Source organism: Paenibacillus sp. OK076, from assembly GCF_900110055.1.
In the GTDB taxonomy this organism is placed as follows: Bacteria; Bacillota; Bacilli; order Paenibacillales; family Paenibacillaceae; genus Paenibacillus.
On record NZ_FOCH01000001.1, the window covers coordinates 2,247,968 to 2,273,726 of the forward strand.

Below are 25,759 nucleotides of genomic sequence, written 5' to 3' on the forward strand. Positions count from 1 at the left end.
AGGCGAAACTTGTGTCTTATTCCGCAAGCCTGAAAGACCGAATGGGCCGGTTTGTCATCTACGCCATCGTTATATTGCTGGCCTTGATCTGCCTCCTTCCATTATGGAATATCGTTGCGATTTCATTCAGCAGCAGTGAGGCCGTATCGGCCAATGCCGTAGGTCTGTTACCCGTCAAGTTTACAACAGCCGCTTATTCAAAAATTATTGATGATGCGCAGTTCTGGCGATCCTTTGGCATTTCCGTTCTACGTGTGGCTCTATCCCTAGTACTCAACATGATTCTTATTGTTTTGATGGCTTACCCGCTGTCCAAATCGAAAAGGGAGTTTAAGGGCAGAAATATATATATGAATATCATGATTTTTGCCATGCTGTTCAGTGGGGGCATGATCCCCAGTTATCTGTTGATCAAAAACCTGGATATGCTCAATACCATTTGGGCGCTTGTACTGCCGGGTGCTGTCCCAATATTCAGTGTCATTCTTGTAATGAATTTCTTCGCCGCAGTACCAAAAGCGCTTGAAGAAGCGGCATTCATCGACGGGGCAAATGCATTGCAGGTCCTGTTCAAAGTATATGTGCCCGTGTCTATTCCTGCGCTGGCGACCGTATCCCTGTTCAGTATCGTGGGCACGTGGAATGATTTCTTCAGTGGATTAATCTATATGACCAAAGTTAGCAATTATCCGCTAATGACCTATATTCAGTCGCTTAACGTGAATATCGCAGAGCTTCTTCAATCCGGCACGAACTCTGCTCAGCTCAGCAATCTGACTGAGATTTCAAACAAAAATCTAAATGCAGCCAAAATCGTAGTGGCTGTCATCCCACTGCTGCTGATTTATCCGCTGCTACAAAAATATTTTGTAACCGGCATTGTTGTGGGTTCGGTAAAAGAATAATAGGTAATGGAACAGAATCCGGATGAGCAGAAACTGGTTCAAGAGAAAGGTGGTTCCATATGGGAAATAAAAAATGGTGGAAAGAAATTGTCGTATATCAAATTTATCCCCGCAGCTTTCAAGATAGCAATGGTGATGGAATCGGGGATCTGAGAGGTATATTATCCCGACTCGATTATTTGAAGGATCTTGGCATCGGTGCGATCTGGCTGTCACCAGTGTGCAAATCGCCGCAAGATGACAACGGGTATGACATTTCGGATTATCAGGATATCGATCCAATGTTTGGTTCACTTGAAGATATGGAATTGCTGATTCAGGAGGCAGGCAAGCGGGACATCCGAATTATCATGGATCTGGTGCTTAACCACTCATCCGACGAGCATCCCTGGTTTAAGGAAGCCCGGAAAAGCAAGGATAATCCATACCACGATTATTATGTATGGAGAGATGGTGTGGAAGGCACACCTCCCAACGATTTAGGTTCAACGTTTGGTGGATCGGCCTGGGAATGGGTGCCCGAGCTGGGACAGTATTATCTGCATCTTTTCTCTGTTAAACAACCGGATCTTAACTGGGAGAACCCCAAGGTACGGCAGGAGATATACGATATGATTCAATGGTGGATGGATAAAGGCGTGGGCGGGTTCCGTCTTGATGTTATCGATCTGATTGGCAAACAGCCTGATCATAAAATTACAGGCAATGGGCCAAATCTACACCAATATATGCGTGAACTCAGTAAAGAGACATTCCAAAAGGGTGATCTGCTAACCGTCGGAGAAACCTGGGGAGCAACGCCCGAAAGTGCCAAGCTTTATAGCAACCCGGACGGCAGTGAACTATCCATGGTCTTCCAATTTGAACATATCAGCCTGGATGAGCAGGAGGGAAAAGGCAAGTGGGACCTCCAGCCGCTGGATCTGCTTCAATTAAAGAAAGTGTTGTCCAGATGGCAGACCGAGCTGAAGGGCGAAGCCTGGAACAGTTTGTTCTGGAACAACCATGACCTTCCGCGGATCGTGTCCCGTTGGGGAAATGACGGGGAATATCGTGTGCAGTCTGCCAAAATGCTGGCGACTCTTCTGCATGGCATGCAAGGTACACCATATGTGTACCAGGGTGAAGAGTTAGGGATGACGAACGTTCGTTACCCTATTGAAGAATACCGTGATATTGAGTTGCTGAATCTGTATAAGGAACGGGTCGAGAATGGGTATGCTGAGGAAGAAGTTATGGAATCCATTTATGCAAAAGGCCGTGATAACGCACGTACGCCGATGCAATGGGATGTTTCCGAAAATGCGGGTTTTACGGAAGGTAAACCATGGATATTGGTGAATTCGAACTACACGGAGATTAATGCAGAAGAATCTATACATGATCCGCATTCCATTTACCATTACTATAAAACACTGATTCAGCTGCGAAAAGAGCATGAAGTGATCATCTATGGGGATTATGAACTTCTGTACCCGGAAGACACGAACCTCTTCGCTTACACACGAACACTTGGTGAAACCAAATTGCTAGTCCTGTGCAACTTTTACGGCAAAGTTATTCCATTCCAGCTTACAAGCGAATTTGCAGGAGATAAAAGTTTATTGATTAGTAACTATTCGGACGTTGTTTCAGAGAACACACTTCGTCCTTATGAAGCAAGAATGTATCTGCTTGTGTAGTTCAAAAGAGGGTTGAAGGCAAATAGCCTTCAACCCTCTTTTTTGACGAAAAGAAGCTTTTGCAAGAAAACGTCAAGCGCCATGGAATGTGAATGCTCGATGAGACGAATGATGGAGAAGCTGCGTTCCAGATGCAGTTGTCTGATTCGCAGTTCTTCGACTTCCCCGGTTGCCAGCTCCTTATGAACAATCCATCTGGATACCATTGCAATTCCGAGTCCCGCAGCAACAGCTTCCTTCACACCCTGACTGCTGGTGAAGACATAGGACCGCTTGGGACGGATCGCAGTCTCTTCCATAAAATGATCGCTAAACGCGCGTGTTCCTGAACCCGACTCACGAAGCACCCAGACCTGATCCTGAAGCATATTTTGCTCTACCACGACGGAACCGGAGAGGGGATGACCGGAAGGAGCTACTACGATCATCTCATCCTTCATGTAAGGGATAACGTCAAGTTCTGCCGAGGCTTGTGCTTCACCCTCCACAAATCCGATATCCAGTTGATTGCCCCTAACCGCCGACAGAATCTCCTGGGTATTGCCGATGGTAACTTGGATGTTGACCTGCGGATACTGCGCTGCGAATTCTGCCAGCTTCTTAGGCAAAATATATTCACCTATGGTGAAGCTGGCCCCGATCTGAATGCTTCCGGTCACCTCATCCCGCAGCATCTGGATCTCCTGTCGTGCTTCATCGTAGCGGGCCTGAATGACTTTGGCATGTTTGTAGAGGATCGTCCCCGCTTCAGTCAAGGACACCTGCTTTGGCGAACGATGCAGCAGCTTGGCTCCCAGCTCATTCTCCAGATTTTTGATATGCAGGCTCACCCCCGGTTGGGACAGATTCAGCAGTTCTGCGGCTTTGGAGAAATGGCTTTGTTCTACAACGGTAACGAAGACTTTTAACGCATCAGTTATCATTATAATTCCTCATTTAAGTAGTGTATTTTCATCGTTATAAGCCTAGTGAACTCATTTTAGCATAAGATATCCAATCAATCATAAGTTTTTGTAATGATTAGGATCGCAGATTCATATTTCACTTCCTTTCTGTCTGCTTCTATAGTGAGGATATACTTATCCAATAAGGAAGTGTGGAGCTATGATTTTACAGACACAATTGAAATTCGTTAAAAACATAAACGGTGTTAGGAACAGGGGATTTCTGCAGGGGATCGGACTGACTTTACTGCTCTCGTTTATCGCCAAGCTGCTGGGTTATCTACCACTCTTAGATATTATGGGTCAACTGGTAATTGCAATTCTGCTAGGTATCCTATACCGGGCGGTGCGCGGCGTTCCACTGAACGCTCAATCAGGGATATCCTTTTCCGGAAAACGATTGCTAAGGTTCGGCATCATCCTGCTGGGTTTGAAACTAAACCTTCTGGATATTGTCCATGCAGGCTACAAAGTCTTTGCGCTAGCGGCAATCAATGTTATTGTTACGATTTTTGTTGTCTACGGACTCAGCAAGTGGTTAAAGATCGACAAACGAATAGGGCTGCTAACCGCTTGTGGAACAGCCATCTGCGGTGCAGCGGCAGTGGTCGCGATTGCGCCACAGATCAAGGCCAAAGATGAAGAAACAGCAGTAGGTGCGGCCACGGTGGCGATATTGGGCACAATCTTCACTCTAGTCTATACATTGCTATACCCGGTATTGGGTTTAAGTGCGAATGGATATGGCATATTCACAGGCGCCACGCTTCATGAAGTGGCACATGTCATTGCTGGGGCTGCACCTGGAGGGCAAACAGCACTGGATATGGCAGTCATCGTGAAACTAACTCGGGTCAGCATGCTGGTGCCCATTGCGTTGATCATCGGCTTGTGGAGTGGACGACAGGCGCGTGGGGGAGAGCAAAAATCATCTAAAGGAATCCGGTGGCGTGAATTGCCAGTACCCTGGTTCATTTTCGGTTTTCTGGCTATGAGTGGGTTAAACACGCTGGGTATTATTCCGCAAGAGATGATCTCAGGACTTCTGGTTGTCTCCTATATGCTGCTCGCGATGGCCATGGCTGGATTGGGGTTGGGTGTGGATATTGCAACCTTCCGTCGTCTGGGCAAGAAACCTTTTTTGGCAGGACTGCTGGGATCTATGGTGTTGTCCATTCTCGGATTCATGCTTGTTCGTGGCTTTGGCCTGAACTAGGAATGTGCTTAAACCTAGGTATTCCCTTCATAACGTTAATAAAAAGCACGCAGTGGCCCTTAGTGGATCAATGTGTGCTTTTTGTTGTTCGAGAGGTGATGGTCATCAGATCCAGAACGAACACAAAAGGAATAGTATAAATCCATCACTTGAAAAAAATATAAATTTTTCCCTCTTTTGGTTCAAAAGTCTGGAATGCACACAGGAAAGTCTGGATAACGATGTACTTTCTGCTCGCAAGCCTCAAGGCTGCTCGAAAACATCCAAAAAGGAACATCAGAAGTCCGAATACCGTCTCTAGGAGTCCGATAAGGAGAAATGAAAGCGGTTTATAATAAATTTATTCCAGAAATGACAAAAGAAAGCGGTAAAACAGATCAGCTCTCCAAAAAACTCCCCAAGTTAAGTGGCGGTTACGCATTTCGGTTTCGCAAGCCTTGTTGTATGCCTTTGCTATTTTTTTGTCTTGTACTTTGATAAGGGGGTGATGATCGGCGCAGCGAAAGAATGAGGCAGATCAACCGTCCATTTTCATTGAAAAACCATTTTGCTAATAACCTGAGGAGGAATTGAATTTGCGCAACAAGTACATGATGTGGTCAATCGTATTAACGATGCTGATCTCGAACGTATTCCTGAGTGTCGGATTTCCATCTCCTGTATCAGCAGCCGAAAGGCCGGACCTGGCACAGGGCAAACAGGTGACCGCGAGCGGGTACAACCAAACATACATCCCGACCAATGTGATTGACAATAACCAAGCAACCTATTGGGAAAGTACCAATAGTGCGTTCCCCCAATGGATTCAAGTGGACCTTGGCACCAATACCACCATGGACCAAATTGTTTTGAAGCTTCCGAAAGTGTGGGAAAAGAGAACCCAAACGATAACGGTGCAAGGCAGCACGAACGGTTCATCGTTCACAGATATCGTAGCTTCTGCGGATTATGTATTTAATCCATCGGTGGGGGAGAACTCGGTTACTATCGATTTTCCTGCTGTTGAGACAAGGTACGTTCGCTTAAGCGTAACGGGCAATTCCGAGTGGCCGGCAGCTCAACTGTCGACATTTGAAATTTACGGTCCAGGCAGTGAGGGACCAACGCTACCTGGCCCCGATCCTGTGGATCCCCCAATCCCTACAGAGGGAAGCAACATCGCCATCGGGAAGTCGATAACTGCATCGTCCAGCACCTTATCTTTCGTAGCTGCGAATGCAAACGATAACAATATCAATTCGTACTGGGAAGGGGGCAGCAATCCAAGCTCACTGACGTTGGATCTCGGCTCCAATCATCAGATTACATCCATTGTACTTAAACTGAACCCGGATCCGGTCTGGAGCACCCGAACACAGACTATTCAAGTGCTTGGACATAACCAGGATACAACAACCTTCAGCAATCTGGTTTCCGCCCAATCATATACATTCAATCCGGCTTCCGGTAACACAGTGACCATTCCCGTTACAGCAACGGTTAAACGTCTGCAATTGAACATTACCGCGAACTCGGGCGCTCCTGCCGGGCAAATTGCTGAATTTCAGGTATTCGGTACACCTGCACCCAATCCTGATCTGACGATTACAGGTATGTCCTGGTCTCCATCGTCTCCAGTGGAGAACAATGCCGTCACTCTTAATGCTATCGTCAAAAACATTGGTTCTGCCGCTTCTCCAGCTTCAAGCGTCAACTTCTATCTGAACAACGAACTGGCGGGTTCCTCACCTGTAGCTGCTTTGCAAGCAGGGGCTTCGACTACGGTCTCGCTTAATGCTGGCAATAAAGCAGCTGCATCATATACGCTCAGTGCCAAGGTAGATGAGAATAACCAGATCATCGAAGAGAATGAAGGAAACAACAGTTACACACACACCTCTTCTTTGGTGGTTGCACCGATTACAAGTTCTGATCTGGTAGGCACGGTTTCTTGGAGTCCAGGAACCCCTACAGCAAACAGTACAGTAACATTTACAGTTAATTTGAAAAATCAAGGCAACATGGCCTCCGCAGGTGGTACACACGGAGTTACAGTGGTTCTCAAGAATGCTGCCGGAGCAACGCTTCAGACGTATAGTGGTTCCTATACCGGTACATTGGCACCCGGAGCTTCGGTCAATGTCAATGTAGGTACCTGGAATGCTGCAACCGGTAACTACAATGTGACAACTACCGTAGCAGTGGACAACAATGAAGCTCCGGTCAAACAAACGAATAACGTCGCTACAACAAGTTTGAACGTATATTCAGCCCGTGGTGCAAGCATGCCTTATACCCGGTATGATACGGATGATGCTACACGTGGTGGCAGTGCCGCATTGAAATCCGCACCGACCTTTGATCAGGCTCTGACGGCTTCGGAAGCCTCTGGCCAGCGCTATATCGCTCTTCCTTCCAACGGTTCCTATGCACAATGGACGGTTAGACAAGGGGAGGGAGGCGCAGGTGTAACCATGCGATTCACGATGCCGGATTCCACAGATGGCATGGGTCTTAACGGCGCACTTGACGTCTATGTTAACGGGACCAAGGCCAAAACGGTTCCTTTGACCTCCTACTACAATTGGCAGTACTTCTCCAGTGATCATCCGGGGGATACGCCAAGTGCCGGACGTCCGTTGTTCCGTTTTGATGAAGTGCACTGGAAACTGGATACACCTCTAAAAGCTGGAGACACCATTCGTATTCAGAAAAACAATGGAGATAACCTGGAATACGGTGTGGATTTCCTCGAAATCGAACCCGTTCAAGCGGTAATCCCGCGCCCGGCTAACTCCGTCTCTGTAACCGATTTCGGTGCGATTGCAAATGATGGAAAAGATGACCTTGCCGCATTCGAAGCGGCAGTCCAATCCGCGGTATCCACAGGCAAGACTCTATATATCCCTGAGGGCACGTTCCATCTGGGCAATATGTGGAAAATTGGTACGCCGACAAATATGATTAACAACCTCACCGTTGTAGGTGCAGGCATCTGGCATACGAACATTCAATTTACCAACCCTAATGCAGCCTCAGGCGGGATTTCTTTCCGTGTGCAGGGCAAGCTGGATTTCAGCAATATTTATATGAATTCCATGCTGCGTTCGCGCTATAACGAGAATGCAGTTTACAAAGGCTTTATGGACAATTTTGGTAAAAATTCAAAGGTCAGCAACGTATGGGTCGAGCACTTTGAATGTGGTTTCTGGGTAGGGGATTACGCCCACACTCCTGCAATCATTGCCGATGGCCTTGTGATCGAGAACAGTCGTATTCGGAACAACCTTGCCGACGGTGTCAACTTTGCCCAAGGCACGAGCAATTCGACTGTACGCAACAGCAGCGTCCGCAACAATGGTGATGATGGTCTGGCCGTATGGACCAGCAACGTGAATGGTGCGCCTGCCGGTGTGAACAATACATTCTCGTTCAACACGATTGAGAATAACTGGCGCGCAGCAGGCATTGCATTCTTTGGTGGCAGCGGACATAAGGCAACCAACAACCTGATTGTTGACACGGTTGGCGGTTCGGCGATCCGGATGAACACTGTTTTCCCTGGATACCATTTCCAAAATAACACAGGTATTCTGTTCTCCGATACAACGATCATTAACAGCGGCACAAGTAAAGATCTGTACAATGGTGAACGCGGAGCTATTGATCTCGAAGCTTCCAACGATTCCATCAAGAACGTAACGTTTACCAATATTGATATCCTCAACACGCAGCGCAGTGCCGTTCAATTCGGATACGGCGGCGGTTTCCAGAACATTGTGTTTAATAACATCAACATTAATGGTACTGGTTTGGACGGCATTGAGACATCTAGGTTCACAACCCCACATAAAGGTGCAGCAATTTACACCTATACGGGTAACGGTTCTGCCACATTCAATAATCTGACAACAAGCAACATTGCCAACCCTAATGTGAATCAGATTCAAAATGGCTTTAATTTGATCATTCAATAAAATTTATATCAAACAGAAACAGGGAGCTCTAAGAGTTCCCTGTTTTTTAGGTTACTTTGATGAAGTATGGGTGAACATTGATCCGGATCTGAAATATTGAAAAAATAGCCGCGCAAAGTAAGTTTTCAAGATGCCCCATATTTACTTCTGTAGTGACTTAATGTGAGAAGAGGCCAAATATATGTATAGCTGTGATAATGGGAATAAAAGTTCCCGGGCAGACCAGCTCCTGTTGGATAAGTGGTTCTCCAATCGTTCTCGTACATTGATGCAATAAGCCTTAGAATACCTTGATTCATCTCAGGTGTAGGTTTGGGTTGGACTGCAATTAGTGCGTCAAGTGCCCAAGCGGTCTGAGAAGGGGTACTTTCCCCTAATGGCACATAGTGAAGGAGTCGGTCACTTTGACAGGATTCTCCCCAGCCACCGTCGGAGTTCTGGATGCTTAAGAGCCACTGCGCTCCTTTTTGCACTGTATCATGGCTTGCAGGTAGCCCAACGGCCATAAGACCGGTTAATGCTGCCCAGGTACCGTAGATATAACATACGCCCCATCTTCCATACCATGAGCCATCCTTCTCCTGGTTTCGAATGAGCCATGTAGTTCCACGATTGATCCATTCATGCCTGGTGTCAAGCCCGGCAAAGTTTCCGAGATACTCTAGAGTACGTCCTGTCAGGTCAGCCTCTGAAGGGTCTGTGGCCGCAGATTTGGCACCGTCGATGGCGAGCCAGGTGAGCATCTCCTTGTTCGTATTTTTTTCGAATGCCGGCCAGCCACCGTCTTTATTTTGCATGGATAGGACCCAATTCAGCCCGCGATTCCAGGATTTCTGAAACGTTGGAAGAGTAGTGGACAAGCTTCGGATAGCCCGTAAAGCTGCTGTTGTATCATCTACGTCTGGGTTGATTGTATTCGACTCCGAAAATCCCCATCCTCCAGGGACTGTATTCGGATTATGGATGCTCCAATCGGCTGTTTTATCTTGCTGACGGGAGAGCAAATAGGAGGCCGCGAGTTGAATAGCGTAATGGTCATCGGTAAGACAAGCCTCCTGCAATGCGTAGGTGATTAAGGCCGTATCCCACACGGTAGATGGGGAGTTTTGAATCGTTGTTTTGCCTCCAGAAGAACGGCACTGCATTGCCGTGAGTCCTGTTATGGCTTTTGTGATCAGGGGATGCTGCTTATCGTATTTTAGGGCCAATAGGGCAAAGATCATGAGAATTGTACTGCTAGCGTAGCTGTATAATGTGCCATCCGATTCAATCCGCTCTATCATGAACTGTTCCGCCTTCGTTCTTGCAGTGTTGTGGATGTGGCGAGGGTTACCAAGCAGTCGGCTTCTCCCGCTTAGAATGTCGTCCTGCATTTCCTGATATCCGCGAGCAGTTGGCTCATCTGCAACATTTCGTAAGTCGGTCAGATCAGACAGATCGGGGGCATGGGGGGCTGCAAGGGCGAAACGTAAGTCTGCCATAATGAGCATGGGAGTGAGGTGAACTCTGGAATAACCGGAAAATTCAAAATAGTTGATGGGAAAATAGGTAGGGAACATCAGTATCTCCAGGGGGATCATAGAGATGGATAAAGGCCATTTCATTTGTCCAGTAGCGGCAAGTATCGCTTTGGTCAAAATGCTGGTAACTTTCCCGATACCTCCTTGGGACTGAATATACTGTTTGGCCCGCTGGATTGGCTCGTCCGTACTCTGGCTGTACCCGGAGTATAGCAGGGCGTAGTAGGCTTCAACCGATGCGGATAAATTTCCACCCTCTTCATCGGCGTACAATCTCCAGCATCCATCGTGTTGCTGTTCGTTAAGGATGCGATCATGCAATTCCCGGATCAGCGCTTCATTCGGGACTTCCAATATCCGAAAGAGAATGATGACATAAGCATCAATAACTGTACCGTTCTCAAAACAAAAATGCCAGGAGCCGTCTTGTCGCTGCTGTTGTAGCAAGGAAGTCGTCATCCGACTTATTTCCTTATCTATTGTGCTCAGTACATGGCTCATTCCAGGGATACCTCCAGAGTACGTCATTTTTGTATTATATGATGGTAGACCAAGGGAAATGAGGAGCAGAAGGAGCGTAAAATCCAGTCTATTCAGGGGTTCTCTATAATTTTTAATAAAAAAATGAATTTTACTGTTGAAATTATTTCCAATAAAGTGTATAAATATCTTTGTTAACGCTTACAAGATTTTGATCTATATCTTTCTCCGATACCCTTCAAAAAGGAGGTGGTAGTACAACAACATGCAATAACTGAAAAATTGACTTTATGCTTTTGAAAATGAAATCGATTTCATTTTGTAGTATTCAATATTTGGCAGCTCAAATTATAACAAATTAAAGGAGATATGTTGATGAAGATATGGAAAAAGAGTGCTTTAGTGTTGCTGTCCACTTTTCTGGTAACGGCGGGTTCATATGGTTCATATATGCCCAAGACTGCGCATGCAGCGGGTGAACAGGTGGAGGTATGGATTTCAACTTCAGACCCCAACTCCGAACCAGCAGTTGGACTTAGAACAGATGCGAGACTTACCAAGATTGCATCCAAAAACTTCAGCAGCAACTCAGGCAATGCCGATGTTACCATTACGGTAAATGAGAACAAAACGTATCAGCAGATGGATGGATTTGGAGTTTCATTAACGGATGCTTCCGCATGGCTCATGAACTACAAGCTGGATAACAATAAGCGCGCGGAAGTGATGGAGAGGTTGTTTGGTAACACAGGCATTGGGCTTAGTTTATTGAGACAGCCGATCGGAAGTTCTGATTTTGCCTGGGCCGCCTACACTTATGCCGATACGCCAAATGATACTTCACTCAATCAATTTACGATCGACCGGGATAAGGCTTACATTTTGCCCATGGTCAAAGCGGCACTCGCTAAGAATCCCAATATCAAAGTCATGGGTTCCCCATGGAGTGCACCTGCCTGGATGAAATATTCCAACAATCTGAACGGCGGCAAACTGAAAGCGGAACACTACGGAACATATGCGAATTATTTCAAAAAATACATTGAAGCCTACCAGGCTGAAGGTGTACCCATCTATGCTGTTACGTTGCAAAATGAGCCATTGTACGAGCCATCCCATTATCCTTCCATGGGGATGAATGTACAGGATCAGACGGGCTTTATCGGCGATTATCTTGGACCAACACTGCGCAATGCCGGCATCAACACCAAGATTATTGCATTCGACCACAACTTTCTGGACTGGAACTTCCCGAACCAGGTCATTACGAATCTGAAGAACGCAGGCAAGGGCAGCTACGTATCCGGCAGCGCATTCCACCATTATGACAGTGGGGACGGATCGACCATGACCTCCATGCATAACAGTCACCCGGACAAGGAAATTTGGTTCACGGAGGGTGGTTTCGGCAACTGGAATGATCCGCAGAATGGTACCTCATCAGGTTTCGATAATATGATGAACGAGTTCATTAATATTACAAGAAACTGGTCCAAATCGATCATTCTCTGGAATGCTGCTCTGGATCAAAAAGACGGTCCGGCATTGCTTTCACCGAACAACACGAACAAAGGCATGATTACCATCCGCAACTCGGACAACCGTAATGACGCTCCTGAAAATAATGTGACATATCACAAACAATATTATTTGCTGGGTCACTTTAGTAAATTTGTAGTACCCAATGCATACCGCATTGACAGCAACACCGGATCTGAAGTCAAAAATGTGGCTTTCCGCAATCCGGATGGTTCCAAAGTGGTAGTTGCCTATAACTCTTCCAGTTCGTCGAAAAATGTAAAGATCCAATGGGGCAGCCAAAGCTTCGTTGTCACCATTCCAGGCAAGTCCGCCATGACGTATAAATGGTATGGCAATGTTTCTTAAGGGATAGCAGGAATTCAGATTCCCGCATCTAGCAAGCTAGGGGCCGCGAATTTGAGGATACTACGACGCATTGGGCGCAAGACGCAATTTCCACTGCGTCAGGTCTGGGCATTGTGAATGGATATATTGATAACACCTTTGGTCCAGATGAACTGGTGACCCGCGAGCAAATGGCGACAATGATCGTTCGTGCAGCGCAGATCGCGGATTCAGATAGTACTATCAGCTTCTCCGATGGTGCTGAAATATCCAGCTGGGCTTGTTCAGCACTTGCTGCGGCCATTACCAATGGGCTTGTTAACGGTTATCCTGACGGAACATTGAAACCAAAAGGGAATACAACTCGCGCAGAAGCCGCTACACTCATCGAAAGAACTATTCAATTGACAAAATAATGATCAAAACAATTAAAAAATAAATTAACAAAATAAATTCAAGATTTTAGAAAGGCTGCTCTCCAGCAAGTTTAACTTGTTGGAGAGCAGCCTTTCTGTATTGTGTGTATGTTTTTATATTGCTTATTTCTCTTTGTATCTGGTTCATTCGTTTTTTACAACGATATCCCATTTTCGATAATGACACGATTGAGTTTGGTATTTACCGGATTGGAAATCGTATCACCCACAGGACATTTACTTTCTAGAAATTGTACAAATGATTCAACTTTTTCTTCAGATGAGCTGGTTTTAATATAGAAGGTGTATCGAATATCAGAATAACCGGGACGTACATCAGATCGGTTAAAAAATCCGTCAAGATCCAGATCACCTTCAACTTCAACTCTGAAATCATCAAGGACTACCTCGAATTTGGAAGCATAGACCCGGGCCACAATGGATTGACATGCGCCAAGGGAGGCAAGTAAAGCTTCTACAGGATTCATTCCTGTGTCTGTACCCCCGAGATTTGTTGGCTCATCGATGATCAGTTCGAATTGTCTTGCTTTAGTGATCACTTTAACCCCATCCTGTAGATGGGCAGTAGCTTTGAAAGTCTGAACATTAGCCATCCGATACCTCTCCTTTATAAAACATGGTATGTAACTTGGTTTAGTAAGGATTATAGTTCCATGAATCACAAGCTGTCAATATAAGGATGGGAATAGAATTAGATATTCACTCTTTAAATTAAGAAATGGATAGCCTAATGGCTGTCCATTTCTCTAACATTTCAACTTTTCAGCAGGTGTACTTATTCACTCATAATATGATCATATTTTTCCTTCAAACGTTGGATATCTGCTCTCGGCGGCGCGCCGAACATGCGGGAGTACTCTCGGCTGAATTGCGACGCACTCTCGTAACCAACCCGGAACGCTACATCCGCAGCATCAGCTGACTCAGCCATGAGGAGTCGACGTGCTTCCTGAAGTCTTAGCTGCTTCTGAAACTGAAGTGGGCTCATGGCGGTAATTTCTTTGAAATGTCGATGGAACGAGGACACACTCATATTAGCTGTCTCCGCAAGATCTTCGATCCGAAAAGGCTGCTCCCAATGCCGAACAATATGCTCAATGGCTTCTCGAATTCGATAGCTGCTGCTGCCTTCCACGGCAATCTGGGCCAGTTCAGCTCCATAAGGTCCCTGCAAAAGCCGGTACAGAATCTCTCGCGTATACAGTGGGGCAAGGAACGGGATTTCTTCCGGTGTATCCAGCAGCCGAACCAATCGAAGTACAGCATCCTGAATGGAGGGCTCCATCTGTCCAACAAATAGGGCACGTCTGGCGTTTTCTTTAGACGTGACCTTAATATTACAATCATTCAGTACTTCAAGAATCTGGTTCTTTGTAAACTCAAGCTTCAGAGCCAGGTATGGCCTATCAGTGGATGCTTTAATAATCTGACCAATCACCGGCAGGTTCATGGAAGCAATGAGATAATTGGATGGTCCGTATTTGAATCTTTCCTGTGCAAGCAAGATTTCTTTCAAGCCTTGAACGATCACACAAAAGGAAGGCTTGTAAACCCGGTAAGCAGGCTCGCTTATGCTGGAATGCTGATAGACATACAGGGAAGGGATTGCAGTTTCCTTAGAACTGTTATGAATGGAGTGACGTTTGATTAGTTCGGTGAGTTCCTGTTTCTTCTGAACTGCGTTATCGGACATACATATCCTCCTTGCGAGTTGTTCTTGCTTCATTATAAGACTTAACGACTTTAGACAAAAGTAGGCCTGAGAGGATCAGGCAATCAATTAAGACAAATGATATACCGCTTCGCTCCTTCAGTTCGGCATAATAATAGTAAGTTGGCAGGCTGAATAATCCAGTTTGATCCCAAAAGGAAAAATAAACTCAAGGTAAGTTAGGCTTACAAATTAGATCAGGAAAGGAAGTTATATGATGCAAAAACGGACACTTGGAAATAGCGGCTTGGTAGTTTCGGCAATTGGGCTTGGTTGTATGGGAATGAGCTACGGGTATGGTCCAGCTTCGGACAAAACGGAGATGATCGCGGTCATACGTGAAGCTGTTGAACGCGGCGTAACTTTCTTTGATACCGCTGAAGTTTATGGTCCATATATCAATGAAGAACTCGTCGGCGAAGCACTTTCTCCTGTACGCGATCAGGTTGTCATAGCGACGAAGTTCGGATTTGACATTCAAGGTGGCAAACAGAGCGGAATGAATAGCCGTCCTGAGCAGATCAGGAAAGTTGCCGAAGAGTCTCTCAAACGACTTAAGATCGAGGCAATTGATTTGTTTTACCAGCACCGTGTTGATCCGGATGTGCCGATTGAAGAGGTTGCCGGAGCCGTGCAGGATCTGATTCGAGAAGGTAAAGTGAAGCATTGGGGGTTATCGGAAGCTGGCGTGAACACGATTCGACGTGCGCATGCCGTTCAGCCGGTCGCTGCTGTTCAGAGCGAATATTCCTTATGGTGGAGACGTCCGGAAGAAGAACTGATTCCAGCGCTTGAGGAGCTCGGTATTGGTTTTGTCCCTTTTAGTCCTTTGGGTAAAGGATATCTCACGGGAAGTTTTAATGCGAAAACAACGTTTGATCATGGGGATTTGCGTAATATTCTGCCACGCTTCACTCCAGAGGCCCTCGAGGCCAATCATGTGCTGGTTGATCTGTTAAAAGAGAAGGCGGATAAGATCCAAGCCACCCCTGCACAGATCGCACTTGCTTGGCTGCTAGCCCAGAAACCGTGGATTGTACCGATCCCGGGAACGCGCAAGTCAAGTCGTCTCAAAGAAAATATGGATGCGGCGTACGTTGAACTTACAAACGAAGATGTACAGAGCATTAATGATGCAGCTTCAAAAATCACCCTGTTGGGTTCAAGATATACGGAAGAATTGGAGAGAAGAACGGGTCTTTGATCCATTTTAGTATGCCAGAAAGATGGGTGGAAAGGTTGAGTAAACGCTTATCGAACCAAGTGAAGAAAATTGTAATCGAGAGATTGGAGTCCCAGATCAAATGGGAAGAAAATCCGATTTTCAAAGAATTGTATCTCAGTTATTGGATAAAATTAACTTCAGATGTTGCCAATCAAAAAGAATTGTGTATAATTGGAGTCACATCAAAATATTCAAATGTTTTCTAGGGTTCCGCGACAGTTATGTCGGTCTGGTCCGAGAGAAAACTCACAGCCTATTGGTTGTGTCACGGAGGGACAAAAGCCTGGGAGATGAACTGCTTTAATGCAGTTTGTTTCCCGGGCTTTTTTTATTTTGGCTTCATGTAACGAATAATACACGTAGCAAAATTTGATAAGGAGTGGATAGAAATGAACAAAACCTGGTTGTCCGTCGTTATTGCAGCTTTATTTGAAGTCGGTTGGGTCATTGGATTGAAACATGCCAGTGATTTTTTGGAGTGGGGGGCTACACTGATTGCCATTATTGTCAGTTTCACCTTGATGATTGCGGCTTCCCGCTCACTTGATGTAGGGACGGTATATGCAGTATTCGTTGGATTGGGTACAGCAGGAACTGTACTGGCAGAGATTATATTGTTCGATGCGGCGATTCAATCTGGGAAAATGCTGCTCATTGGGGTTCTTTTATTGGGTGTAATCGGTCTTAAAATTCTAAGCAAAGGAAAAACAAAGGAGGTATATGAATCATGAACTGGGTATATCTTATTTTGGCAGGTGTCTTTGAAATGATTGGGGTTATGATGATTAATAAATTGCACAAAGATCGTAACCTGATGTCAATTATACTGTTGGTTGCAGGTTTTGGACTAAGCTTTCTGTTCCTATCGATTGCGATGAAGACTCTTCCGATGGGGACGGCATACGCCGTATGGACGGGAATCGGCGCTTCCGGGGGAGCTATTCTCGGCATGATATTTTATGGAGAACCTCGAAATGCGTTAAGAATTCTGTTTATTGCCATGGTGCTTGGATCAGCAGTAGGGTTGAAACTGGTAAGTTAATGGATTGGTTCGGGACTTGATTTTGAAAATATAATATACAGAAGTGCTTTTTAATGTTATCCTTATGTGTTACGTTTTGAAATGAGATATACGTCAAATGAATATTTGTTGCGTAAATTAAGGAGACCTAATGACATTTAAAGACTTGAATATTATACCCGCAATTTTGGAAGGCTTGAACAAAGCAAACTATACTGCCCCGACACCTATACAGGAACAGGCGATTCCAGCCGTATTGGAAGGCAGAGATTTGCTTGGCTGTGCGCAAACAGGTACAGGCAAGACGGCAGCATTTTCTGTGCCTATCATTCAGTTATTAAGCGAAAAGTCGAATGGCCCCAAAGCCGCACGTCATATTCGCTCATTGATTTTAACACCAACAAGAGAACTTGCGATTCAGATTTCAGATAATATTAAGGCATATAGCCGTTACACCGATATTCGTTGTGCAGCAATCGTGGGAGGCGTTTCACAAAAAGTCCAGGAGCGTGCCCTTAATCAAGGTGCAGATATTATTATTGCAACGCCTGGTAGACTGATTGACTTGGTCAATCAAAAGCGCATTGATCTGAAACATGTGCAAATACTGGTTCTTGATGAAGCAGACCGTATGCTGGATATGGGCTTCATTCATGATGTTAAACGGATTATCGCCAAGATGCCGAGCAAGAAACAGACGTTGTTCTTCTCAGCTACAATGCCTCCGGAAATTACAAAAATGGTAAAAACGCTGCTTGTTGATCCGGTAAAAGTAGAAATTACGCCCGTATCCTCCACAGTGGATCGAATTGAACAGTCTGTGTATTTATTGGAAAATGGCAAAAAACAGAGTCTGTTGAATCATATTTTGCAGGATAAATCTATTGTTTCGGCACTGGTGTTTACCCGTACAAAGCGTGGAGCTGACCGTGTAACTCGCGATTTGTCCAAAGTGAATATTACGGCGCAGGCCATTCATGGCAACAAATCTCAAAATGAGCGTCAAAGAGCTCTAAATAATTTCAAAAGCGGAGTTACACGAGTGCTGGTGGCGACGGATATAGCCGCAAGGGGCATTGATGTTGAAGAGCTGTCACATGTAATCAACTTCAACCTTCCTAATATTCCAGAAACGTATGTTCACCGAATTGGCCGTACGGGCAGAGCAGGGCATAGCGGAATGGCCATTTCCTTTTGTGAAAAGGAAGAGCTTCCGTTCCTGAAGGATATCGAGAAAGTAATCAAGAAGACCATTCCTGAAGTGAAAAATCATCCTTATCCGATGACAAGTGTGCCTACTTTTGTAAAATCGAATCAAACATCAAAGTCTGCGACCCATAAATCTGCAGCTGATAAACCAGCGAAGTCAAAAGCGAATCCGGCTCGCAAACCTAAATCCGAGTGGTTTAAGAAGAGCGGTAAAGCTAATCACAGTAAGCCAAATAGCGGTAAACCAAACCACAATAGTACAAGTCACAGTAAACCAAAGAGCAGCAAAGTGAATAAAGCTCTCTAAAAAAACGAGCAAAATGCCTTCTCCACTTCGTGGAGGAGGTTTTTTTTATGAACACAAAATCGATATGATATTGATAATCATTCTCAATAAGAACAGAATAATAGAGTGGAACTTAAAAAAATGTCCCAAGGCCAATGTTGTAGTGCCCCTAGCCCTGTAGAGGAAATGCCGGGACTGATTGATTTCAGTGTAATGGTTAATAAAAAGAGTAAAGAACACGAAGAAGTAATGGTGCTAATTCGTTGGGAATCAGAAGAAGCATGGAAGAATTGGGAGAAGAGTGATGTGCATATTAAAGGTCATCGGGAGAAAAGAGGACAGGAGAAACCCGAGTATCTGATTAGCACTACGGTAAATATGTACGAAGTACAGAAAGTGAAGACAGCTAGAGTATCGAATGCTTAATTCGAATGATGAAAAACCGATCTCATGATTTCTCTCATGGGATTGGTTTTTTTGTTTGTATGTCCATTGAAGTTTTGTCGCATCATTTCTATGTATAGGTTTTTTAATAAATACTATAATGCAGTCTTAAGAACGCAAGTTGACAGGTTTTAATTATTAAAGCTATTATAGATATCTAAGGTCTATAAAGGAGGTTGAACTCATGAGTGATGAAAAATTCAAAAAAAGTCATACTTCAGTACCCCAAATTCATTCAATGGATTTCTTATCTAATCTGGGAGTGGATATCTTGTCCTTATTGCAGCCCCAAACCGGGGAACGTATTCTGGATATCGGCAGTGGCAACGGAGATTTGACAGCCAAGATCGCAGCTGCCGGAGCGATACCGACAGGTATCGATCTATCGGAGAGAATGGTGTCACTTGCCCAACAGAAGTACCCTGACCTGAATGTTCAGGTGAAAGACGCTTCTCAATATCGGACCAATATACCCTTTGACGCTGTATTCTCACATGCAGCTATACATTGGATCAATAATCCTGCAGCTACAACCCGATCCATCTGGTTGGCCCTGCGCGAAGGTGGGCGATTCGTAGCTGAATTTGCCGGAAGTGGCAATGTCTCCATCTTGACCACTGCGATGAAACAGGTTTTGGAAGAGCATGGCTATACATGGGCAGGACGGAATCCGTGGTATCATCCTAGTCTTGGTGAATACGCCACCCTGCTGGAGCAGAACGGCTTTCGTGTCACATTCGCTCAGTATTTTGACAAGCCTGCTCCGCTCAAAGAAGAAGAAGGGCTTCGGAATTGGTTAGATAGTTTCACTGATTATTTCTTTAAAGATGTTTCCTCCGCAGACATGGAATCAATTTATCAAGCTATCTTGACTGAGGTTAAGCCCCACTTTGAGCGAGAAGGTCAATGGTTTCTCGACACTACCCGATTACGTATCGTAGCGATTAAAGAACCTGTCTGAGAAGATAATTTCTCTATTACTGGAAGAATAGTTGAAATGGAATGCTTGATATTTACATGCAAACGTACATTCGGTATCATTAGATTGGGTAGGAAAAGTTGTTGTCTTCTGCGCAAAGGAGAGATACTGAATTGAAGAATAAGATTATAGAGTACTGTTTGAAGAAAAAAGGTGCAACGAAGGATTATCCCTTCGGAGCCGATCCGGTTGTTATCAAAATTGCAGGGAAAATGTTTGCACTTATGTTTGAGGACAAGGCGGATAACGCTCGCTTGAACTTAAAATGTGATCCGATCATTGCGGAAAACCTGAGAGAGCAGCATGAAGCCGTTCAACCGGGGTATCATATGAACAAAAAGCATTGGAATACCATTGTTCTAGATGGTTCCTTGTCGGAGCAGGATATCTTTGTCATGATTGACCATTCATACGACTTGGTTGTCAAAACGCTGTCCAAGAGTCTTTTGGAATCCATATCGTAATTAGTCCACATGCAATAACAATTCAGGCAGCAGGTGTTCGGCGCCACTAGCAGAAAAATCAGCTTTTTTCAAAAAGTAATAGCGGTAGTCCCAGGATGTTAACTTCATATCCTGAGACTACCGCTATTTTAGTTACGTGCACATTGCACGTTACCCCAAATTCATTTTGATTAATTCTCCTAATTGCTCAGACATGACCTCGGGTGGATGGGGCATTTCGTTCTTGATCCACCACTCAACGACCCCTACATAAGACATGACCACATATTGGAGGATGATATCCTCACTTAATCCGGATTTTCTGGCCTGAGATAAGTGTACTTCCTCCTTAAAATCCTCATTAAGAAACTCAACCAAGCGGTTGCGGAATTGTACCGCTCCCTTACTGGCCATCATCGTCGAGAAGAACAAGTAGTTCTGTTCCAAATAGGTAAACCAGGGAATGATGGATTCTTTCCATTCCAAGTCGGCAACCGAATGGCAAATTTCACTTAATTCTTTGATATGCCCGTCAATGAGCTTGTCCAACAGATCATACTTATCTACGTAATGCAGATAAATGGTGCCTCTGCTAACGTCTGCCCTATCGGAAATATCCTGTAGAGTGATATCATCGAAATTTTTTTCTGACATCAATTCAATCACTGCTGCTTTGATGGCTTCTTGTGATTTTCGAATTCTTCGATCCACTTTGGTCATGTGATTCTCACCAAACTTTCTAAAGATAATAAACAAATTTATGTTTAATGTTCACTAATTAACGAAACAAGTCCAATTAACAATGGTAACCTTACTCATTCTGTTTATAATTATTAACAGATGTTCATTAATATATCAATATTTGTTTTTGTACAAGATCAGATCGCATCATAGATATCATAACAACAGTTGGGGGGATGAATGATGCAACGTTTATGGACAAAGTCATTTATTCTAATGACGCTGGGTTTGCTTTTTTTATTTACTGCATTTTATATGCTGTATCCTACACTGCCGCTCTTCATTAAAGAGATGGGTGGCAATGAAAAACAGGTGGGCTTGGCCATGGGAGCTTTAATGTTGTCTTCCGTTATCCTTCGTCCTTTTGTGGGTGGACTACTGGATCGATTCGGCAGACGTCCGTTTATGATTGGGGGGCTGCTTCTATTTATATTGGTGATGTACATGTACAACTGGGTTGGTGGAATCATCATGCTGATCGGACTTCGTATCATACATGGAATGAGCTGGGCTGTATCCACAACTTCCATGATGACAGCTGTGACTGACCTGATTCCATCCGCTCGGCGCGGGGAAGGTATGGGGTGGTTTAGCACCTCAATGACGCTAGCCATGGCGGTTGGCCCTATGATCGGTCTGGGGATTATGCAAGGCACATCATATCAGACGATGTTTCTCTTTGCTGTTGGTTTGTCCGTCGTAGCCCTGCTTTTGACGCTGGGAGCCAAAATGCCATTTCAACCACATACGGACAGAAAGAAAATCCAAATCTTCGAAAAATCAGTTTTGCCTGTGATGGCGCCAATCTTTTTTCTTTTCATTGCATATGGGGGAATTACTACATTTGTACCCTTGTTTGCGGAGCAGATCAAAGTCAATTCTGGCACATTCTTTCTGGTTTATGCCGCGACACTTGCGCTATCCCGGCCCATTGCCGGAAAGCTGTCCGATAAGAAAGGAGACACAGCAGTCATTGTCCCGGCGCTGATCATTACGATCATTGCTTTGATTGTGCTTAGCTTTGCAACCAGTTTACTTGGCGTGCTCGCTTCAGCAGTTCTGTACGGGATCGGCTTTGGTTCCGCTCAGCCAGCTCTTCAGGCCATAACGCTTCGCCTCGCTCCCGAGGATCGGAAAGGGGCGGCCAATGCCTTCTTTTCGACGGCGACTGATCTCGGTATCGGGCTGGGTGCCATGGCCTTGGGACTGGTATCCCAATACATGAGCTATCACATATTGTTTATGGTCAGTGCTTTGTCAGTCCAGGTTTCTTTTCTGCTTTTCATAATCTATGTAAGACGGTTGTTGAAGATCAAACAGACACTGCCTGCCAAAACGAGTGACTCTGTTTCATTGTAGTTGAATGGTAGTGTGTTAAATCAGAATTGTAGTATAATTTGTGCAGTGAAGAGCAGCAATTATTTCATGATGCGGAGGCTTACTGCATGTTCATTAGAGAGATAGAAGAAAAAGATAATCAAGAAGTAGAGTCTTTAATTCGAAGTTGTTTGATCGAATTCGGGGCCAATAAGTCAGGAACAGCGTGGGCTGACCCGAATCTGGGCGATTTTTATCATCTTTATCAGCGCGAGGGCTCCAGGTATTGGGTGGTTGAGCATAACTCCACCGTGGTAGCTGGCTGCGGTATCGGACCCGTGGAGGGATTTTCACATATTTGTGAATTGCAGAAGATGTATGCATTAAAAGAAGCACGAGGCACCGGAATCTCATATGAATTGCTTCAGATTTCCCTTGATTTTGCCAAAGAACACTATGAACAATGTTATCTTGAGACGCTTAACAACATGGTCGCAGCCAACAAGTTCTATATCAAGAACGGTTTTATTCCATTAGATGATCCGTTAAATGCAACAGAGCATTTCGCTTGTGATGCATGGTATATCAAAACATTATAATATTCACACCTCATGATGCACCAAAAGCCTAGTTCTAGCGGCAGATTGCCGACATTGAATTAGGCTTTTTGCATTTTATATATCCATATACGTTAAAGAAACGTCAAACAGAGCTGCTCCACAATGCGGTCGGGAGAGTTGCCGCGCACGTTTTTTTGAAACAGATATGAATCATTACTCATGGCGGTCAGGAGCATGTCCGTTTTGAACAAACTGATGGCTTGCGATTCGTCATTCCCTGTTGCCATCTCTTCGAATAATCCGAATAGCTGTTGATGCAATTGGTCATAAAGAGGACTTGAGGTTCTGGACTCTGATCCTTGATATACTGCATTCTCGATACCCGAGAGCAGCTCCGCATTTTTCTCTCTAAACTGGATAAACAACGTCAGCAGACCCCGCAATCGCTCAGATGGTGGATGCTGTGCGTTCTCCTGCAAATATATCTCCACATCATCGAAGAACAGCGCTGCGTTATCTTTGATCAAGTCCATACATAACTCACTTTTATTGCGGTATCGTCGGTATAAGGTACCCGCTCCAATCTGCGCTGCGGAAGCGATCTGGTTCATGCTGACCCGCTCGACGCCGTGCAGCTCGAATAGTTTGCTAGCTACATCCAAAATACGTTGGCGATTTTCGGCGGCATCCCGTCGTTCCGAGCGAGAGGCTGTATTGGTTCTATCCACTGTCTGTCACTTCCTATCCTTCAACGTCTAAAATTTGACAAGGGGAGAACCCTCCGTTTAATATCAAGAAGAGGTTAAGCGGAGAGTTCTCCTCTTGATTTTAAACAAAATGAGAGGGATGTGCAACCCATGGAGAGTCATCATAACCAAGCTGCACTTCTAGTCATGGATATGCAGAACATCATTGTATCGCAATATGCGAAGCACGAGGATGAACTGCTCCCGTTTCAGAAAGCGGTAGAAGCAGCCCGTAGACATAACGTACCCGTGATTTTTGTGAAGGTTGGTCATCGCCAGGATTCCCCTCCAATCAGTGAGCGTAACAAGTTGTTTGGAAAAAAGTCAAGCCGCGATGGTGGAAACGAAGCTAATCCGGCGATGAAAGTGGCAATGGACCTTCACGAATCGGTACAGCCGCTTCCAGGAGAGCTCGTGGTGGACAAGTTCCGCGTCAGTGGATTCTCAGGGAGCAACCTGGAAACACTTCTTCAATCCCATGGCATTCATACACTTATTCTTAGCGGTATCGCAACAAGTGGAGTAGTGCTGTCTACCTTGTGTGAGGCGGCGGATAAGGATTACGCGCTGACTGTACTTTCTGATGCTTGTCTGGATAGGGACCCTGAAGTTCATCGAGTTCTTGTAGAGAGCGTATTCCCCCAACAAGCTGATGTGCTGGCTGTAGATGATTGGATCAATGCATTAATGTAAACCAATAAAATGGTCGAAGCGAAGGGATGGTAATTATGAGTGAGTTAGATCTTAATGTTTCACAAAAAGCAGCACTGAGCCTGTTTAGTGGGGATAGTGGTGAAAACCCGTTTTCACTGATCAAGCAATTGCGTGAAACAGGTCCTGTTATTCCAGTATCCTTGCCAATGGGTGGTACAGATCGCGGGCAGTGGTTGGTCACACGAATGGAAGAAGCGTCACAGGTACTCAAAGATCATGCCCACTTCACAGTAGACCCACTCTCCATTGACGGCAATGAGAATATCCTGAAAGCCTATGTGGAAAACATAGATCCAGATGCTCCTCCAACGTTCTTTACCGGAAAATCGATGCTGTCTGTAGATGATCCTGATCATCGGAGATTACGCCGACTGGTCTCCAAAGCCTTTACCCCAAAATACATGGAAAGTCTTCGTCCACGTGTACAGCAGATCGCTGATGAATTATTGGATCAGGTTCAAGCACAGGGCGAGATGGACTTGGTCAAGGATTACGCCTATCCCTTACCGATTCATGTGATATCCGATATGCTGGGAGTGCCTAAAGCAGATCGCCCGCAGATCCAGACCTGGTCCTCCGCAATTGCACATGGTCTGGGTCTCGGAGTGCGTGAACCGGGAGTGGAGGAACACCTCCGAGCTTTCGGTGACTATACCGCACAGCTGGTAGCTGAGAAACGCAAACATCCTGCAGATGATTTGATCAGCCAATTGATTGCTATAGAAGAAGAGGGCGATCGACTCAGTGAACCGGAACTGTTATCCATGATTACATTATTGATCTTTGCTGGGCACGAGACGACATCCAATCTGATTGCTACGGGTGCAATAATGTTATTGGATCATCCTGAACAATTGGAGAAGCTCAAGGCTGATCTTAGTCTGGCACCTTCTGCTGTAGAGGAATTGCTGCGGTTTAACGGGCCTGCAACCATTGCCGGACCTCGTTTTGCGACTGAGGATATAGAGCTGGCAGGGCAACAGATCAAAAAGGGAGATATGGTCATCCCCGTGCTGAAATCAGCCAATCGGGATGAACTTCAATTTGAACAGTCAGAGGATCTGGATGTTGCCCGTCATATTCATCGTCATCTGGCTTTTGGTCATGGCATTCATTCTTGCTTGGGAGCTCCACTTGCTCGTGTGGAGGGAGATATCGCCTTTACAACCTTGTTAAAACGCATGCCTAATCTGCGACTTAATATTCCTCGGGAACACATTAAGTGGCATTTGGCACTAAGTTCGCAGAGCTTGGTTGCCTTACCTGTCGCATTTTAGCAGCAAGAGTTAGAGATAAGCTTCTATTTGTAAGAAGAAAAATATATACCCAAAAAATCCGCCATGTTTGGCGGATTTCT

At 45.1% G+C, this 25,759-nt stretch carries 23 protein-coding genes, 1 pseudogene and 1 riboswitch; of the genes and pseudogenes, 18 read left to right on the forward strand and 6 right to left on the reverse strand.

Annotation, left to right across the window (positions count from 1 at the left end):
* Positions 1 to 11 precede the first annotated feature (11 nt).
* Both BMY78_RS10095 and BMY78_RS10100 read left to right on the forward strand, forming a co-directional pair.
* Positions 12 to 905, forward strand: a complete 894-nt coding sequence (locus BMY78_RS10095) for a carbohydrate ABC transporter permease (protein ID WP_090897539.1) — start codon at positions 12 to 14, stop codon at positions 903 to 905.
* Positions 906 to 964: 59 nt separating this feature from the next.
* Complete coding sequence (locus BMY78_RS10100) at positions 965 to 2,587, forward strand: glycoside hydrolase family 13 protein (RefSeq protein ID WP_090897544.1); 1,623 nt, start codon at positions 965 to 967, stop codon at positions 2,585 to 2,587.
* 29 nt (positions 2,588 to 2,616) lie between these two features.
* Here BMY78_RS10100 and BMY78_RS10105 read toward each other — a convergent pair whose 3' ends face one another.
* A complete protein-coding gene (locus tag BMY78_RS10105; RefSeq protein ID WP_090897545.1) occupies positions 2,617 to 3,510 on the reverse strand; it encodes a LysR family transcriptional regulator in 894 nt (297 codons plus the stop codon).
* A gap of 181 nt (positions 3,511 to 3,691) precedes the next feature.
* Here BMY78_RS10105 and BMY78_RS10110 point away from each other — a divergent pair, with 181 nt between their 5' ends.
* On the forward strand, positions 3,692 to 4,747 hold the full coding sequence (locus BMY78_RS10110) for a YeiH family protein (RefSeq protein WP_090897548.1): 1,056 nt from the start codon (positions 3,692 to 3,694) through the stop codon (positions 4,745 to 4,747).
* A 575-nt stretch (positions 4,748 to 5,322) separates the two neighbouring features.
* A complete protein-coding gene (locus tag BMY78_RS10115) occupies positions 5,323 to 8,703 on the forward strand; it encodes a discoidin domain-containing protein (protein ID WP_090897551.1) in 3,381 nt (1,126 codons plus the stop codon).
* Positions 8,704 to 8,828: 125 nt separating this feature from the next.
* On the opposite strand, the gene shc is transcribed toward BMY78_RS10115, so the two are convergent.
* Positions 8,829 to 10,724, reverse strand: a complete 1,896-nt coding sequence (gene shc, locus BMY78_RS10120) for a squalene--hopene cyclase (protein ID WP_090897554.1) — start codon at positions 10,722 to 10,724, stop codon at positions 8,829 to 8,831.
* Positions 10,725 to 11,078: 354 nt separating this feature from the next.
* Between shc and BMY78_RS10125 the strand changes: the two genes are divergently transcribed.
* The 3 genes and pseudogenes from BMY78_RS10125 to BMY78_RS10130 all read left to right on the forward strand — a co-directional run bounded on the left by BMY78_RS10125 (position 11,079) and on the right by BMY78_RS10130 (position 12,985).
* The gene (locus BMY78_RS10125) at positions 11,079 to 12,590 is read left to right on the forward strand and encodes a glycoside hydrolase family 30 protein (protein WP_090897557.1); all 1,512 of its coding nucleotides are present in this window, start codon (positions 11,079 to 11,081) and stop codon (positions 12,588 to 12,590) included.
* Positions 12,591 to 12,652: 62 nt separating this feature from the next.
* Positions 12,653 to 12,754: pseudogene (locus BMY78_RS33700) on the forward strand (S-layer homology domain-containing protein); the annotation flags it as partial.
* A gap of 6 nt (positions 12,755 to 12,760) precedes the next feature.
* Complete coding sequence (locus BMY78_RS10130; RefSeq protein WP_143067052.1) at positions 12,761 to 12,985, forward strand: S-layer homology domain-containing protein; 225 nt, start codon at positions 12,761 to 12,763, stop codon at positions 12,983 to 12,985.
* 155 nt (positions 12,986 to 13,140) lie between these two features.
* Here the strand turns inward: BMY78_RS10130 and BMY78_RS10135 are convergent, their stop codons facing one another.
* Together BMY78_RS10135 and BMY78_RS10140 are read right to left on the reverse strand one after the other, a co-directional pair.
* A complete protein-coding gene (locus BMY78_RS10135; protein ID WP_090897563.1) occupies positions 13,141 to 13,599 on the reverse strand; it encodes an OsmC family protein in 459 nt (152 codons plus the stop codon).
* 182 nt (positions 13,600 to 13,781) lie between these two features.
* On the reverse strand, positions 13,782 to 14,699 hold the full coding sequence (locus BMY78_RS10140) for an AraC family transcriptional regulator (RefSeq protein WP_090897566.1): 918 nt from the start codon (positions 14,697 to 14,699) through the stop codon (positions 13,782 to 13,784).
* Positions 14,700 to 14,934: 235 nt separating this feature from the next.
* Between BMY78_RS10140 and BMY78_RS10145 the strand changes: the two genes are divergently transcribed.
* From BMY78_RS10145 to BMY78_RS10180, 7 genes are all read left to right on the forward strand, one after another.
* On the forward strand, positions 14,935 to 15,921 hold the full coding sequence (locus BMY78_RS10145) for an aldo/keto reductase (protein WP_177185793.1): 987 nt from the start codon (positions 14,935 to 14,937) through the stop codon (positions 15,919 to 15,921).
* 212 nt (positions 15,922 to 16,133) lie between these two features.
* A riboswitch (guanidine-I (ykkC/yxkD leader) is annotated at positions 16,134 to 16,234 on the forward strand.
* 97 nt (positions 16,235 to 16,331) lie between these two features.
* Entirely contained in the window at positions 16,332 to 16,673 is a 342-nt protein-coding gene (locus BMY78_RS10155) for a DMT family transporter (RefSeq protein WP_090897576.1), read from the forward strand.
* Positions 16,670 to 16,984 carry a DMT family transporter gene (locus BMY78_RS10160; protein ID WP_090897579.1) on the forward strand — a complete coding sequence of 105 codons (315 nt, stop codon included), beginning with the start codon at positions 16,670 to 16,672 and terminating at the stop codon, positions 16,982 to 16,984. Before BMY78_RS10155 ends, BMY78_RS10160 begins: the two co-directional genes overlap by 4 nt.
* 130 nt (positions 16,985 to 17,114) lie before the next feature.
* Entirely contained in the window at positions 17,115 to 18,479 is a 1,365-nt protein-coding gene (locus BMY78_RS10165; protein ID WP_090897581.1) for a DEAD/DEAH box helicase, read from the forward strand.
* Between the two features lie 120 nt (positions 18,480 to 18,599).
* A complete protein-coding gene (locus tag BMY78_RS10170; RefSeq protein ID WP_090897584.1) occupies positions 18,600 to 18,884 on the forward strand; it encodes an antibiotic biosynthesis monooxygenase in 285 nt (94 codons plus the stop codon).
* A gap of 256 nt (positions 18,885 to 19,140) precedes the next feature.
* On the forward strand, positions 19,141 to 19,863 hold the full coding sequence (locus tag BMY78_RS10175; protein ID WP_256222207.1) for a class I SAM-dependent methyltransferase: 723 nt from the start codon (positions 19,141 to 19,143) through the stop codon (positions 19,861 to 19,863).
* Positions 19,864 to 19,994: 131 nt separating this feature from the next.
* The gene (locus BMY78_RS10180) at positions 19,995 to 20,345 is read left to right on the forward strand and encodes an MmcQ/YjbR family DNA-binding protein (RefSeq protein ID WP_090897590.1); all 351 of its coding nucleotides are present in this window, start codon (positions 19,995 to 19,997) and stop codon (positions 20,343 to 20,345) included.
* Between the two features lie 150 nt (positions 20,346 to 20,495).
* On the opposite strand, the gene BMY78_RS10185 is transcribed toward BMY78_RS10180, so the two are convergent.
* Positions 20,496 to 21,044: a TetR/AcrR family transcriptional regulator gene (locus BMY78_RS10185; protein WP_090897593.1), complete on the reverse strand. Its 549-nt coding sequence runs from the start codon at positions 21,042 to 21,044 to the stop codon at positions 20,496 to 20,498.
* 204 nt (positions 21,045 to 21,248) lie between these two features.
* On the opposite strand from BMY78_RS10185, the gene BMY78_RS10190 reads away from it, so the two are divergent.
* Both BMY78_RS10190 and BMY78_RS10195 read left to right on the forward strand, forming a co-directional pair.
* The gene (locus tag BMY78_RS10190; RefSeq protein WP_090897596.1) at positions 21,249 to 22,424 is read left to right on the forward strand and encodes an MFS transporter; all 1,176 of its coding nucleotides are present in this window, start codon (positions 21,249 to 21,251) and stop codon (positions 22,422 to 22,424) included.
* An 86-nt stretch (positions 22,425 to 22,510) separates the two neighbouring features.
* The gene (locus tag BMY78_RS10195) at positions 22,511 to 22,981 is read left to right on the forward strand and encodes a GNAT family N-acetyltransferase (RefSeq protein ID WP_090897599.1); all 471 of its coding nucleotides are present in this window, start codon (positions 22,511 to 22,513) and stop codon (positions 22,979 to 22,981) included.
* A 92-nt stretch (positions 22,982 to 23,073) separates the two neighbouring features.
* On the opposite strand, the gene BMY78_RS10200 is transcribed toward BMY78_RS10195, so the two are convergent.
* The gene (locus BMY78_RS10200; RefSeq protein ID WP_090897602.1) at positions 23,074 to 23,670 is read right to left on the reverse strand and encodes a TetR/AcrR family transcriptional regulator; all 597 of its coding nucleotides are present in this window, start codon (positions 23,668 to 23,670) and stop codon (positions 23,074 to 23,076) included.
* 129 nt (positions 23,671 to 23,799) lie between these two features.
* Here BMY78_RS10200 and BMY78_RS10205 point away from each other — a divergent pair, with 129 nt between their 5' ends.
* Together BMY78_RS10205 and BMY78_RS10210 are read left to right on the forward strand one after the other, a co-directional pair.
* Entirely contained in the window at positions 23,800 to 24,381 is a 582-nt protein-coding gene (locus tag BMY78_RS10205; protein ID WP_090897605.1) for a cysteine hydrolase family protein, read from the forward strand.
* Between the two features lie 35 nt (positions 24,382 to 24,416).
* Positions 24,417 to 25,679: a cytochrome P450 family protein gene (locus tag BMY78_RS10210; protein WP_090897608.1), complete on the forward strand. Its 1,263-nt coding sequence runs from the start codon at positions 24,417 to 24,419 to the stop codon at positions 25,677 to 25,679.
* The last annotated feature ends 80 nt before the right edge of the window (positions 25,680 to 25,759 follow it).